This is a genomic window from Pseudofrankia sp. DC12 (assembly GCF_000966285.1).
In the GTDB taxonomy this organism is placed as follows: Bacteria; Actinomycetota; Actinomycetes; order Frankiales; family Frankiaceae; genus Pseudofrankia.
In genome coordinates this window covers 6,172,842-6,185,777 of the sequence record NZ_KQ031391.1, presented here as the reverse complement: position 1 = coordinate 6,185,777, position 12,936 = coordinate 6,172,842, and the positions used below count along the sequence as shown (strand labels likewise).

Genomic DNA, 12,936 nt, shown 5'->3' with positions numbered 1-12,936 from the left:
CGGTGTAGCCGCCGCCGAGCACCAGGATGCGGGTCCCGCCTCCGCCGGCGGCCGGGTTCTTCTGAAGTGCCATGAAGTTCTCCTCGATGGGGTGGCACCCCTCGTGGGCGCCGCGCACCCCGAGGACGAGACGGGTCCCCCGGGTCCGTGAACCGACCAGGCAATGACCCGCGTCACATCCGGCAGAGAGCCGCTCCTGGACCTGGCGACCAGCCAACCGCCCCTGATCCGCACAACGACGAATCTCCTATCGACCGATTGCCAGAACGGCGCCGGGAAACACGCCCAGCCATTGCGGTGCAACGCCTATTCGGGTATTTGCGCATCGCCGGAAAGGCCAGACATCTTGTCTCGCCGGCACCTCGCAGCAAGTACCCGTTCGGCGGCTGTTCTCCGCCGTCTTCGCCGCCGCCATCTTTCTTGAATCTCCGACCGAAAGGCCGATATTCTTGCGGGGAACTGGCGCATCGTCTCCGGGCAGGCCGGGTTTCCGGCGCGCGGGCAGAGGCGACCACTGTCGGCAGAGGGGTGTGCGCGTGGACCAGGACGGCATCGCGGCGAAGAACGGCGTCCCGGCTGTCGTCCGTCAGCGCGGCGGTTCCAACGACAGCGGCCGGGGCGAAACCCAGCCGACGCCGGAGGTGGCCCAGCGGATCACCGACCTGCGGGCGCTGCTGGACCAGGGCCTGGCCGACCAGATGGGCGTCGGCCACTCGCTCGGCATCCATCTGAAGGACCTGGAGGTCGGGCTTTCCGTCTGGACCCTGCAGCCCTCGCCCGCGGCCGCGAACGCCATGTTCATCGTGCACGGCGGGGTCATCGCCACCCTGATGGACACCGCGATGGGCAGCGCCGTCTACACCAGGCTCCCGGCCGACACCTTCTACACAACGTTGGAACTGAAGGTGAACTTCGTCCGCCCGGTCGGCCTGACCGCGGACATCCTGACGTGCGAGGCCCGGCCCGTCCACGTCGGGCGCCGCACGGCGACCGCTGAGGCCGCCGTCACCGCCGCCGACGGAAAGCTCGTCGCCCACGGCAGCTGTACCTGCCTGCTCACCGCCGGGTGACCACCTGGCCGGGAGCATCGCCCGGCGAGTCCTACCGTGTGGCCGCGAACCTGCCGATCCGGCAACCACGACGCAGGGCTTAGGCCCGCGCCCCGGTCCGGGCCGGCCGCGGATGGCGAACCGGCCCGGACCGGGGGCGGGATCAGGCTGGCAGGGTCGAGAAGGCCTGGGCCAGCAGGTGTCGCTCGGTCACGGCGACCGAGATCGGCCGGCCGGCCGCGATGCCGCCGTCGACGCCGATGTCCTGGCCGGTGACGAACGAGGAGGCGTCGGACGCGAGCCACAGCGCCGCCGCGGCCACGTCCTCGACCCGGCCGGCCCGCCGCAGCGACTGGTGGCTCGCCAGCGCCTCGGCGAACAGGGGCTCCAGCGCGGCGGCCGTCCGGTCGGCCCGGTCGGCGTCGAAGCCGGCGTTCTTGGCGAAGATGCCGGTCGGGATCGGGCCGGGCGAGATGCTGTTGACCCGGATCCCGCGCAGGCCCAGCTCGACCGCGGCGGAGCGGGTCAGCTGGTGCACCCCGGCCTTGGCCGTCGAGTAGCTGACGTCCGACCAGCCGGCCCGGTGCCCGCCGATGCTGGACATGTTGATGATGCTGCCGCCCCCGCGCGGGATCATGACCCGGGCCGCGTACTTGATCCCGAGGAACATCCCGCCCGCGTGGACGGCCAGGGTGTCGAGGAACGCGGCCAGATCGGCCTCGGGCAGCGGCAGCGGCTTCGCCACCCCCACGCCCGCGTTGTTGACCAGGACGTCGAGGCCACCGAACTCGTCGACCGCCGTGGCGACCAGCGCCTCGACGTCGGCCTCGACGCGGACGTCGGCGGCCGTGAACCGGGCCCGCGGGCCGAGCTCGGCGGCGAGTGCCTCGCCCGCGTCCTTGCGCCGCCCCCCGATGACGACGCTGGCGCCCTCGGCGACGAACGTCGCCGCCGTCGCAGCCCCGATGCCACTGGTGGCACCGGTGATCACGGCGACCTTGTCTTTGAGCACATCCGGCTGCCCGTCCAGCACACCCATCTGCTCCCCCATCCGGCTAGGCCTGGCTGGCCATGGGCGTGCGGCACGCCGCGACGAAGCGGGTCAACTCGTCGACCCGGTCGGTGCGGGCGTCGACCACGCGGTTCACCACCCGGATGAGGTGCTCGTAGGCATCCGTGTGGTCGTAGTGCGCCGCGTCGGCAATCTTCAGAGCCCACCGCCAGTAGCCGCGCAGCGTGTCGGCCAGCGGCATCCGGAAGCCGGCGATCACCTCCCGGATCGGGTCGACCACCTGGTCGCCGTATCGGCGCAAAGTGCGCTCCACCATGTCCGCGAAGAAGGTGAAGTGCCGGGCCTCGTCGCGGCTCAGCCGGTTGAGTACCTCCACCAGCACGGGGTCGCCGACGACGGCGCGCAGTTGCTGGTAGTAGATCTGGGTCGCCTTCTCCTGAACGAGCCCGTAGGCGAACAGCGAGACGCCGTGCTCAAGCGGCGAGGTGAAGGGCTTGCGCCCCTCGACGGCGAGCTCGGCGCGCAGCTTCGCCGGCTCGGACAGGCCGGACGCCACCTGGTAGGCGAACAGCGCCCGGGCGTGGGTGTCCTCCTCCTCGGCCCAGCGGACCGTGAAGTGGTACAGCTCGCGGTTGTGCGTGAACTCCTCGACGTCGACCGACTCGTCGAGCGGGAACCGTCGGGCGTAGAGGCCGAAGTAGCCCGGCAGGTGGTCCTCGATGTAGGTGATGAACTGGACCGCCGAGCGCTGGCCCTCGGTGAGCTTGCCAGCGTCGGCCTCCGCCCAGGGGAAGGCCGACTCGACGTCCCAGCGCCGCTCGATCGGCGACGAGCGCATGAAGGTCCCGACGGCGTCGGCGACGTCGGCGGGGGGCAGCAGCGGCCCGGCGGCCTGGCCCACCGGCTCCGCTGCAACCCTGAGGTTGCTGTCCAAACTCATGTCCGTCCTCCCGGAGCGGCGGTGGGCCTGGCCTGTCGACGGCCCGCGGGTGCGGTGGCGCCTCGGCCGCAGGCCCCGGTGAGCGGCCTGGGCCTACCGGGACCGCTGGCAGACGAGCGCGTAGTGCTTGGTCGTGTAGCCCCAGCCGGCGTTGGCGACCTCCAGGTAGCGGCGCAGCGTCGCCGACATCCCCGGTGAGATCTCCTCGATGGCGTCGGCGTTGGCGTCGACGTTGCGGATCCACTCGTCGATCGTGAGGCGGTAGTCGTCGGTCAGATCGTCCACGCTGACGATGGAGAACCCGGCGTCCTCGGCCGCGCGGACCAGGTCCGAGAGCGGGCGCATGTCGCCCCAGCCGAAGATCGAGTTGCGGACGAACTCGAGCCCGACCGTACGGTCGAACGTCTCGCGGGTGGCCGCGTTGCGGAAGCAGCTCTCCGAGACGTAGTAGTGGCCGCCCTTGCGCAGCATCGAGCGGGCCCGGCGCATCACGTGCACGAGGTCGGGCATGTGCACAATCGAGCCGAGCATCGTCACCGCGTCGAACGGGCCGCCGGGCAGGTCGGCCTGCTCGAAGTGGCCCTGGACGGTCTGGACCCGGTCCGCGACATCCAGCTCCTTGGCCCGCCCCGCGATATGGGCGTGCTGGTTGCCCGCCGGGCTGATCCCGACAACCCGCGCCTTGTAGTGCTCGGCCATGAACAGGATCAGCGAGCCCCAGCCGCAGCCCACGTCGAGCAGGCGGCCGCCCTGGCGCAGGCCGAGGCGGTCGGCCACGAAGTGCAGCTTCTCCACCTGGGCCCCGGCCAGCGTCAGGCCCGGCTTGCGGTAGTAGCCGGAGGAGTACTTGCGCATCGGGTCGAGGAACAGCCCGAAGATCCGCGGGTCGAGGTCGTAGTGCTGGTTGGTCTGCGCGGTCTCGGCGACAGCGTCTGTCCCGGCAGCATGGTCTGTCCCGGCAGCATGGTCTGTCCCGGCAGCCAGGCCGGTCACGGCGGTCATACGGCGGCCGATTCCGCGAGCGCGCTGCGCAGGACCTCGGCGACCTCGCGGACCGTCGAGGCGCCGAAGACCTCCTCGTCCTCCAGCTCGACGTCGTGAGCGCGCTCGATGCGGGCGATGACCCGCAGCACCTTGACCGAGTCGGCGCCCTCGACCGCACGCAGGTCGGCGTCCGGCGAGACGGCTTCGGCGGCGATGCCGAGCTCCTCCGCCACGATCCCGGTGATCTCGGTGATGAGCTCGTCAGTCGACACTGACATGGGGTTCCTCCGCGAGAGCGCTGGTGCTGGCTGGCTGGGTGCTGGTCGGCTGACTGGTGGTGGCGGTGGCCGCGACGGCGGCCGACAGCGCCTGGCGCAGGCGGTCGGCCTCCGGCGCGTCCAGCGAGATGCGGCCGCGGGCCTCGTCGAGCGAGACGGTCTGGTAGCTGGCCGTGGCGGTGGCGACGAGGTCGCCGCCCTCCTCACGGATCTCCGCCTCGGTGTGCAGGAGCGGGCCCCTGCCGTCCCGGACCCCTCTGCCGTCCCGGACCCCTCTGCCGTCCCGGACCCCCTTGCCGTCCCGGACCGTCGCGACGCACTCGTAGCCGCCGCCGACGGTCACCGGCAGGACGTAGCGCACCCGCATGCCCGTGGTGAAGGGGATCTGGCCGGTCCGCAGGACGATCAGGTTGCCCATGATCTCGTCGGCGATCACGCCGAGCAGCCCGCCGTGGACCACACCGGGGTAGGACTCGTGCGCCCGCCCCAGCCGGAACACGGTCCGCAGGCCGTCGCCGTGGTGGGTGAACCGCAGCTGGACCCCGCTCGGGTTGTGCGGCGAGCAGCCGAAGCACCGGTAGTCCGGCAGGACGTACCAGGGCAGCTCGATATGGCCCGGCGCGGCATGCTCGTGGCCGGTGTGCTCGTGGGTGACCTGGTCCTCGACCGTCATGCGGCGAGGGCTTCCGCGAGCCGACGGCGGACCCGGGCGTTGGAGCTGACGTCCATCCCTGTCAGCGACGCGAACACGCGGCGGACGTTGTCCTGCAGCTTCTCCAGCTCGCCGGTGGTGGCGACCTGCCCCAGGAACATCTCGAACGCGGTGTCGATCGTCTCGTGGTCGCGCAGGGCGACGAGCTCGCTCTTGAACACCCCGACCGGGTGCTTGATCCGCTGCTCGCCGGTGTAGACGTGCAGCGTCTCCAGCACCGACGGGAGCTCCTCCGGGTGCGCCTGGAGCCGCCTGCGCGCGAAGTGCAGGAACTCCCGGGCGTGCCCGGCCTCGTCGAGGCTGGCGCTGCTCATGACGGCGCGCAGCACCGGCTCCTGGACCCAGGCCGCGACCGCGCGGTAGATGTGGTTCACGGTCAGCTCGGAGATGATGTTCGTCGCCAGCGTGGCGCACGGGGTGGTGCCGGGGTCGTACGGCGCGCGCATCGCCTCGACGGCCGCCGGCTTGACCTCGGCGCCCACCGCGTTCAGCCAGGCCCGGAACGCGAAGTGGTGCTGGAGCTCCTCGTAGCCCCAGATCGCGACGAAGGCCGAGAAGTCGTAGTCGTCGAACTCGTTGAGGAACCCGTGCTGCGCGGCGATCGAGTTCGCCTCGCCCATGACGGCGCTCTTGGCCATCGTGACGTACTCGGGCCGGACGAGGTCCTTGCGCACCTCGTGCCACGGGACGTCAGCCAGGCGCCAGTGCTTGCGTTCGTAGTGGTGGAAGACGTCGAAGCTGTGCATCTGGGGATCTCCTGTCGAGCGGGCCGGCGGCTGGCTGGGGATACGGGCGGGTGCTTCGAGGGCGGTCAGGCGGCCAGCGTCGCCCAGGCGTCCGGGCTGGGGTCAGGCGTTCAGGCGGGCCGCCTCCCGGGTCAGCTCCCGGGCGGCGAGCCGCTGGAACTTCCCGCTGGAGGTGCGGGGCAGGTCATCGGGGCCGACAAGGTGCACGGCGACGTCCTGGAGGCCCAGCGCGCCCGACACGGCGGCCCGCAGCTCGGCGGCAAGCCGGGCCCGGCCGGCCGGGTCCGCCAGCGCGCTCTCCCCCACGACCGTGATCTGCTCGGTGCCGTCGGTGGCGGTGTCGGCGAACGCGACGCAGCGCCGGCGGTGCAGGCCGGGGACGTCCCGGATCACGCTCTCGGCGTCCTCCGGATAGAAGTTCACCCCGCGCACGATGATCATTTCCTTGCGCCGGCCGGTCACGTACAGCTCGCCCGCGTGCTGGAAGCCGAGGTCGCCGGTGCCGAGCCAGCCGTCCGCGTCGGGCTCGGGCGCGGACGGCGCTCCGGGCGCGGTGAGGTAGCCGGCGGTGACGGGGTCGCCGGCGATCTCGACCTCGCCGATCTCGCGGTCCGCGACCGGCCCGCCGTGCGCGCCGACCACCCTGACCCGGACCCCGCGGACCGGCCCGCCGAGCGCGGGCAGCCCACGGGCCCGCTGGTCGTCCGGGGCCACGAAAACCGCCCGGCCGTCCGCGGCCAGCCGGTCGCGGTCGACCCACAGCGCCGTCGGGGACCGCCCCAGCGGCGGGAAGGTGACCGCGAGCGTCGCCTCGGCCATCCCGTAGACCGGCAGCATCGCCGACGGCGCGAAACCGGCCGGCGCGAAGTGCTCCAGGAAGCGCTCGAGGCCGGCCATCGGGATCGGCTCGGCGCCGTTGAGGGCGACCCGCCAGCGGCGCAGGTCCAGCCGGGGCACCTCGTCGCGGGGCACGGCCTCGACCAGCGACTCGTACCCGAAGCTCGGCGCCGGTGAGATCGTCCCGCCGCAGGCGGCGAACTCGCGCAGCCAGCGGGCCGGGTCCTTCACGAACGCCCCGGGGTTCCAGACAGTCATCGGGATCCCGGCGAACATGCCGGCCAGGGTGCCGAACAGGCCCATGTCGTGGAACATCGGCAGCCACAGCGCCCCGTGGTCCTCGCCCGGCCGGATGTCGATGCCCTCGGCGATCGCGGCGGCCCCGGCGAGGACGTTGCGGTGGGTCAGCCGCACCCCCTTGGGCGCGGCCGTGCTGCCCGAGGTGAACTGGACGACCGCGAGCTCGTCCGGCCCGGCCTCGGGCAGCCGCGACGGGCCGCCGGCGCCGCTGCCCTCGGCGGTGAGGCTGCCCAGCGGGATCAGCTCCACCCCGGCCAGCACGCCCGCCAGCCGGCTGGCCACCCCGCCGAGCTTTTCGCCGACGAGGATCCGGCGGATGCCGGCGGCCGCGACGATCCCGGACAGCCGGCCGGCATAGCCGGACAGGTCCCGAGCCGAGGTCGGCAGCGGCAGCGGGCAGGCCGCGGCGCCCACCCCCACGGCGGCGAACAGCGCGACGAGGAAGTCCGGGCTGTTGCGGCTGAGCACCCCGACCCGCTCGCCGCCCTCGGCCCCACGCCCGGCCAGCGCGCCGGCCGCGGCCCGGGAGACCGTGGCCAGCTCGCCGACGGTGAGGTCCCGGCCGACGGAGGGAAACGACAGCGGGCAGGCGGAGCCGGCGGCGGCGGCCGCCGCCAGGCCGTCGGTGAGGTTGCCGACGCTACCGGCGAGCATCTATGTGCTCCTGTCTGCGGTGATGTTCACCAGAAGGGACCGCAGACCCCGCAGGGCCGCGTTGGGCCGGTACTCGACGTCCTCGGTCGCGAGCCGCAGGTCGCCGCCGCGCCGCAGCAGGGTGCCGATCGCGGCCTCGGCCTGGATTCGGGCGAGCGGCGCGCCGAGGCAGTAGTGCAGCCCGAGCGCGAAGCCGAGGTGGCGGCGCGCGGGCGGCGACGCCGCGTACCGGGTGATGTCGAACCGGTCCGGGTCCGCGAACGCTGCGGGGTCGCGGTGCCCGGAGGCGCTGAGCACCACAACGCCGTCACCCCGGCTGAACCGCCGCTCGCCGACGGTGGTGTCGGCCAGCGCCACCCTGGTGACGAACTGGGACGGCGGGTCGTAGCGGAGCATCTCGTCGACCGCGGCGGGCATGAGCTCGGGCCGCTCCTGCAGCAGGGCCAGCTGGTCGGGGTGGCGCAGCAGCGCCAGCACCCCGTTCGTGACCAGGTTGGCGGTGGTGTCCAGGCCAGCCGCGAGCAGCAGCGCGACAAGCTCGACGATCTCCAGCTCGGTCAGGACCTCCAGGTCGGGCTGGATCGCGGCCAGCCGGCTGACCAGGTCGTCGCGTGGCGCTACCCGCCGGACGGTGACCAGCTCGAACAGGTACCGGCCGAGTTCCCGGGCGGCGGCCGTGCGGACCACGATGTCCGTCGGCGAGAGCAGGTAGTCGGGGTCCGTGCCCCGGGCGATCGCCTGAACCCAGCCGAGGAACGACGGTGCGTCGGCGGCCGGGACGCCGAGCAGGCGGCACATGACGGCCACCGACAGCGGCCTGGCCAGGTCGGCGACGACGTCGAGGCCCCCGTCTGCCACCGCCGTGTCGACGAGACGGTCGGCCACCAGCCGGACGAACGGCGTCTCGGCCAGGCTCGCCCGGGGCGTGAACGCCCGGCTGACCAGGGCGCGCAGCCGGGTGTGGCCGGGCGGGTCCATCCCGAGGAACGAGCCGCCGGGCACCTCGCCGGGAGCGACGCCGGGGCGGAACGGGTTGAGCCCGTCGGCGTAGCCCCGGCCCCATTCGGCGCCCTGCAGGACGGCGGCGCAGCCCGCGTAGGTGGTCGCCACCGTCACCCGGGCCGCGCCGAGGCGGACCGGGCAGAACGGCGCCGTCTCCCGCAGCACCCGGTACCGGGGATAGGGGTCGGCCCGGTGTCCGAGGTCGAAGGCGTCGAACTCGACCTCGTTCGCGACCACGGCAGGGTTCACCATCAGGCCTTCACTCCGATCTCGTTGTCGCGGTCGGTGATCAGGCCTCGAAACGGACCGGCAGTTCCGCGATACCCCGGACGACGATGTTCGGCCGATACGGCGGCGGGTCGGCCAGCAGCGTCATGACCGGGGCCCGGCGGGCGAGCTCCCGCAACATGCACTCCATTTCGAGCCGGACCAGCGGCGCGCCGATGCAGTAGTGATGGCCGACACCGAAACCGAGATGACGGGGCACGGCCGTCGACTGCGCGTAACGGGTGAGGTCGAGCTTGTCCGGGTTGGGGAACGCGCGCGGGTCACGGTTGGCGGCGGCGAGCAGGATGAGCACGCCGGTGCCCTCCTTGAAGCTGTGCCCGGAGATCTCCACGTCCTTGACCGCCTTGCGGGTGGTCGCGTGCGAGGGCCCGTCGTAACGCATCAGCTCGTCGACCGCGGGCAGCGCCAGGCCGGGGTTGTCGCGCAGCACCTCGAACTGGTCGGGGTTGCGGGTCAGCGAGAGCACGCCGTTGGCCAGCAGGTTCACCGTGGTCTCGTGGCCGGCGATCAGGAGCACGGTGAGGGTGGCGATCATCTCGCCGGTGGTCAGCCGGTCGCCGCCGGCCTCGACCTGGGCCAGCGCCGTGATGAGGTCGTCCTTCGGGCGGGCGCGGCGCTCGGCGACCATCTTCTCGAAGTAGTCGCGGAAGTTCTGCGCTCCGTCGGCCCGGGCCTTCAGCTCGTCCGCGGTCAGCAGGGTGTCGGGGTCCAGGCCGCGGGCGACGCCGGCCGAGTTGGCCCGCACGAACGGGAGGTCCTCCGGGGGCACCCCGATCAGCTCGGCGATCATCGCCAGCGGCAGCGGGTAGGCGAGATCCTCGACGACGTCGATCTCGCCCTTGCTGATCGCGTTGTCCACGACCTCGGCGGCGACCTGTTCGACCCGGTGGCGCAGCGTCTCGAGGCCGCGGGCCGTGAAGGCCTTGCTGACCAGGCGGCGCAGCCGGGTGTGGTCCGGCGGCTCCATCCAGAGGAACGACGCGGGCAGGTCCGAGCCGTCGCTGTCCGGGTGCAGGAACTCGGGCTCCGCGGCGTGGCTCCACGCGTGGTCCTGCAGCACCGCGTCGGCCTCGGCGTAACGGGTCACGATCTGGAGGCTGAACGGGCCGGGCACGAAGGGCCCCGTCTCGCGGAGCACGTCGTAGGCTGGGTACGGGTCGTGCCGGGCCTCGGGGAGGAACGAGGCCAGGATCGCCTCCTCGACGGAGAGCGAGCCGGAGAGCGAGCCGGTGGCGGCGGGCGTCGCCATCGTCTGCGTGGTCGTGGGCTCCACGTGCGCTTCCTCTCGTGGGGATCAGCCGGTGGCGCGGCTCCGGCTGATCACAGGCGTTCATGCGCGGGCCGCTCGTCATCCATTTCGCGAGCGCATTGTTCTGGGACGGTTCACACCTTGGCGCGGACGGCTTTCCGGCCGATTTGACAAAGGGCCGGCTCACGCTGGTCGGCAGGGGGGAACGGGGTCGGCGGCGGCGGAATTCCGCCGGAGTTCGACTGGCCACGAGGCGGTTTCCCAGGTGGCGCGGCGCCGTCCGAGGAGCGGAGTGCTGTTCGATGTTCGCCGATATTCGGGTACTGGCCGATATCCGCGGGCCTGAGTCGAGTTTCTGTCGCCACCAGGTTCGCAGTCAAGGCCGATGGATCGATACAATCGATCTATCGCCGCGCAAGTACCGTCCGGACACCGCCGGGTAAAAGTAACGATGAGGTAAAAAGAGGCGCGCGGGCTCAAGCGCACACTGACTGTCGACGGCGACCGGCCCGGGCGACCAGACATTTCCGCACACGCAACCAGCTGGTCGAATACTGGCGCGTTTCTGTTCGCGGCCCGGACGCCCCGGCGGGGGCGCCCGGTGCCGTCCTCACTGGGCCGTGACGTCCCCGGCGGTCCCCTCGTCGACGCGGCGCCCGCTGTCCGGGTCGAACAGGTGCACCCGCTCGGCCGCGACCCGGACCCGCATCGCGTCCCCGACCGCCGGCACCCGGTCACGGCCCGGGATGCTCACGGCCCACGGGGTGTCCTCACCAGGGCTGACGCAGGTCACGACGGTGCCGTCGCCGGTGAACTCGACGACGTCCGCGACGCCGCACAGCACGACCCCTGGGCCGTCGGGCGTCAGCGCCGTGTTCCCGTCGAGGCCGCCGGCCGGGCCGGCCCCGGGGGCGTCCACCGGCTCGACGAGGCCATCGGCCGGCCGCCACCCCAGCAGCACCGGCCCCGCCGAACGCGCGGGCAGCCGGGCGGCCATCCCCAGACCGGCCAGTGTCCGCCCGTCGTCGCTCGGTGTCACCGTGTGCAGGTTCATCGGGGGGCTGCCCAGGAACGTCGCCACGAAGGTGTCCGCCGGATAGCGGTAGACCTCCTCGGGCGGCCCGGTCTGGACCACCCGGCCGCGGTTCATGACGACCAGGTTCGTACCCATCGATAGGGCCTCGAGCTGGTCGTGGGTGACCAGCACGACCGTGTTGGCGAGCTCGCGGTGCAGCCGGACCAGCTCGGCCCGGGCCCGCTGGCGCAGCTGGGCGTCCAGGCTTGACAGCGGCTCGTCGAGGAGCAGGACCGCCGGGCGGCGCACGATCGCCCGGGCGAGCCCGACCCGCTGGCGCTCCCCGCCGGAGAGCTGGCGGGGCAGCCGGCGGCGCAGGTCCGCGAGGCCCAGGCGCGCGCAGGCCTCGGCGACCCGGCTCTCGATCTCGTCGCGGCTCGGGCCGTGGCGCCGGTCATGCCGGGCGGCGAGCCGCAGGCCGAACGAGATGTTGCGCTCGACCGTCATCTGCGGGTAGAGCGCGAAGTCCTGGAAGACCATCGCCACCCCGCGCTCGCCGGCCGGCAGCCCGGTCACGTCGGCGCCGTCGATGAGCACCCGGCCTGCCTCGGCCGTCTCCAGGCCGGCGATGATCCGCAGGCCGGTCGACTTCCCGCAGCCGGACGGGCCGACCACGACCGTGAACGAGCCGGCCGGGACGCCGAGGTGCGGCACGTCGAGGGCCGCCTGGCCGCCGTAGCGCTTCACGACCCCGGAAAGGGTGATCCCCTCCGGCGCGCGGCTGGAGGTCGCGGCGCGCGGCGCCGGCACCTGACCGTCGGCCACGCCCGTCCCGGCGGGGCCCGGAGTCCTGCCGGTCTCAAGAGACTCTGTGGTCACTGCGGTCTCGGCGGTCACTGCGGTCTCGGCGGTCTCGGCGGTCTCGGCGGTCTCGGCGGTCTCGGCGGTCTCGGCGGTGTACGTCATCTCAGTCCGCTATGCATGAAGGCGTCGGCGACGCGGCGGGAGGCGAGGAAGTAGACGGCGACGATCGGCAGCGTCGCCAGCATCGAGCCCGCCAGCAGCGGCCCATACTCGGGGCCCTCCTGGGTCAGGAAGATCGCCAGGCCGGGCTGGATAGTGGCGTGGTCGACATCCGGGGCGGCCAGGCTCGGCCACAGGTACTCGTTCCAGGCGCTGATGAACAGCAGGATCGAGACGGCCCCGAGCGCCGGGCGCAGCATCGGCAGCGCCACCAGCCGCAGCACCTCCCCCGGCCGGGCGCCGTCGAGAACGGCCGCGCCCAGCACCATCGGCGAGATCGCCCGGATGTGGTCGCGCAGCAGGATCACCGCGAGGCCGGTCCCGGCCAGCTGCGGCAGGATCAGCCCGGGGAAGGTGTTGCGCCAGCCCAGGTGCGAGACCATCAGGAACAGCGGGATGACCAGCGACTGGGTCGGGACCAGCAGGGTCACCGCGATGAGCGCGGTCAGCACCCGGTGGGCCCGCGGTGGGAACCGGACCAGCGCGTACCCGGCGGGCACCGCGACCAGCAGCTGCAGCAGCGTGACCCCGGCCGCCATCACCGTCGTGTTGAGCAGCAGGCGCCAGACCGGGAAGGCCTGGGTCGCCACCCGGTAGTTGTCGACGGTCGGGGGCAGCGGGAGCGGGTTCTGGTCGAAGATCCCGCCCGGCGTCTTGAACGACGCCAGCAGCGCCCACACCACGGGCAGCACCATGACGGCCACCGCGACCAGCAGGAACCCGTGATGGACGATCGCCCGGACGGCCGGGCGGACCCGCCGGGCCGCCGTCGAGCGCGCCGGAACGGCGCCCGCACGCGGCGGGGCTGGCGTCAGCCGCTGCTCCGTGCCTCCGGTGGCAGTCACAG

At 72.7% G+C, this 12,936-nt stretch carries 12 protein-coding genes; 1 reads left to right on the top strand and 11 read right to left on the bottom strand.

The genetic code is table 11. The annotated features are described in order from the left end of the window. Positions 1 to 536 precede the first annotated feature (536 nt). Positions 537 to 1,070, top strand: a complete 534-nt coding sequence (locus FRADC12_RS24990) for a PaaI family thioesterase (protein WP_045878460.1) — start codon at positions 537 to 539, stop codon at positions 1,068 to 1,070. A gap of 142 nt (positions 1,071 to 1,212) precedes the next feature. Here FRADC12_RS24990 and FRADC12_RS24985 read toward each other — a convergent pair whose 3' ends face one another. The 11 genes from FRADC12_RS24985 to FRADC12_RS24935 form a co-directional block, all read right to left on the bottom strand. Further along, positions 1,213 to 2,100, bottom strand: a complete 888-nt coding sequence (locus FRADC12_RS24985; RefSeq protein ID WP_052711148.1) for an SDR family NAD(P)-dependent oxidoreductase — start codon at positions 2,098 to 2,100, stop codon at positions 1,213 to 1,215. A 4-nt stretch (positions 2,101 to 2,104) separates the two neighbouring features. Further along, positions 2,105 to 3,001 carry an acyl-ACP desaturase gene (locus FRADC12_RS24980; RefSeq protein ID WP_045878459.1) on the bottom strand — a complete coding sequence of 299 codons (897 nt, stop codon included), beginning with the start codon at positions 2,999 to 3,001 and terminating at the stop codon, positions 2,105 to 2,107. Between the two features lie 93 nt (positions 3,002 to 3,094). Further along, the gene (locus tag FRADC12_RS24975; protein WP_045878458.1) at positions 3,095 to 4,003 is read right to left on the bottom strand and encodes an SAM-dependent methyltransferase; all 909 of its coding nucleotides are present in this window, start codon (positions 4,001 to 4,003) and stop codon (positions 3,095 to 3,097) included. Further along, on the bottom strand, positions 4,000 to 4,263 hold the full coding sequence (locus FRADC12_RS24970; RefSeq protein WP_045878457.1) for an acyl carrier protein: 264 nt from the start codon (positions 4,261 to 4,263) through the stop codon (positions 4,000 to 4,002). Before FRADC12_RS24970 ends, FRADC12_RS24975 begins: the two co-directional genes overlap by 4 nt. Beyond that, complete coding sequence (locus FRADC12_RS24965; RefSeq protein ID WP_045878456.1) at positions 4,247 to 4,936, bottom strand: PaaI family thioesterase; 690 nt, start codon at positions 4,934 to 4,936, stop codon at positions 4,247 to 4,249. Before FRADC12_RS24965 ends, FRADC12_RS24970 begins: the two co-directional genes overlap by 17 nt. Further along, entirely contained in the window at positions 4,933 to 5,721 is a 789-nt protein-coding gene (locus tag FRADC12_RS24960) for a ferritin-like domain-containing protein (RefSeq protein ID WP_045878455.1), read from the bottom strand. The genes FRADC12_RS24965 and FRADC12_RS24960 overlap by 4 nt, the downstream gene beginning before the upstream one ends. A 102-nt stretch (positions 5,722 to 5,823) precedes the next feature. Further along, positions 5,824 to 7,512: an AMP-binding protein gene (locus tag FRADC12_RS24955; RefSeq protein WP_045878454.1), complete on the bottom strand. Its 1,689-nt coding sequence runs from the start codon at positions 7,510 to 7,512 to the stop codon at positions 5,824 to 5,826. Beyond that, the gene (locus FRADC12_RS24950; RefSeq protein ID WP_045878453.1) at positions 7,513 to 8,766 is read right to left on the bottom strand and encodes a cytochrome P450; all 1,254 of its coding nucleotides are present in this window, start codon (positions 8,764 to 8,766) and stop codon (positions 7,513 to 7,515) included. It abuts the gene before it with no gap. A 37-nt stretch (positions 8,767 to 8,803) separates the two neighbouring features. Next, positions 8,804 to 10,075: a cytochrome P450 gene (locus FRADC12_RS24945; RefSeq protein ID WP_084011173.1), complete on the bottom strand. Its 1,272-nt coding sequence runs from the start codon at positions 10,073 to 10,075 to the stop codon at positions 8,804 to 8,806. A gap of 586 nt (positions 10,076 to 10,661) precedes the next feature. Continuing rightward, entirely contained in the window at positions 10,662 to 12,032 is a 1,371-nt protein-coding gene (locus FRADC12_RS24940) for an ABC transporter ATP-binding protein (RefSeq protein WP_084011172.1), read from the bottom strand. Further along, positions 12,029 to 12,934: a carbohydrate ABC transporter permease gene (locus tag FRADC12_RS24935; RefSeq protein WP_232304026.1), complete on the bottom strand. Its 906-nt coding sequence runs from the start codon at positions 12,932 to 12,934 to the stop codon at positions 12,029 to 12,031. The genes FRADC12_RS24940 and FRADC12_RS24935 overlap by 4 nt, the downstream gene beginning before the upstream one ends. Positions 12,935 to 12,936: the final 2 nt, after the last annotated feature.

What these genes read in the sequence shown, in the direction of transcription:
- FRADC12_RS24985 (WP_052711148.1), bottom strand. Translation starts at nt 2,100, where the DNA reads ATGGGGGAGCAGATGGGTGTGCTGGACGGGCAGCCGGATGTGCTCAAA.
- FRADC12_RS24980 (WP_045878459.1), bottom strand. Translation starts at nt 3,001, where the DNA reads ATGAGTTTGGACAGCAACCTCAGGGTTGCAGCGGAGCCGGTGGGCCAG.
- FRADC12_RS24975 (WP_045878458.1), bottom strand. Translation starts at nt 4,003, where the DNA reads ATGACCGCCGTGACCGGCCTGGCTGCCGGGACAGACCATGCTGCCGGG.
- FRADC12_RS24970 (WP_045878457.1), bottom strand. Translation starts at nt 4,263, where the DNA reads ATGTCAGTGTCGACTGACGAGCTCATCACCGAGATCACCGGGATCGTG.
- FRADC12_RS24965 (WP_045878456.1), bottom strand. Translation starts at nt 4,936, where the DNA reads ATGACGGTCGAGGACCAGGTCACCCACGAGCACACCGGCCACGAGCAT.
- FRADC12_RS24960 (WP_045878455.1), bottom strand. Translation starts at nt 5,721, where the DNA reads ATGCACAGCTTCGACGTCTTCCACCACTACGAACGCAAGCACTGGCGC.
- FRADC12_RS24955 (WP_045878454.1), bottom strand. Translation starts at nt 7,512, where the DNA reads ATGCTCGCCGGTAGCGTCGGCAACCTCACCGACGGCCTGGCGGCGGCC.
- FRADC12_RS24950 (WP_045878453.1), bottom strand. Translation starts at nt 8,766, where the DNA reads ATGGTGAACCCTGCCGTGGTCGCGAACGAGGTCGAGTTCGACGCCTTC.
- FRADC12_RS24940 (WP_084011172.1), bottom strand. Translation starts at nt 12,032, where the DNA reads ATGACGTACACCGCCGAGACCGCCGAGACCGCCGAGACCGCCGAGACC.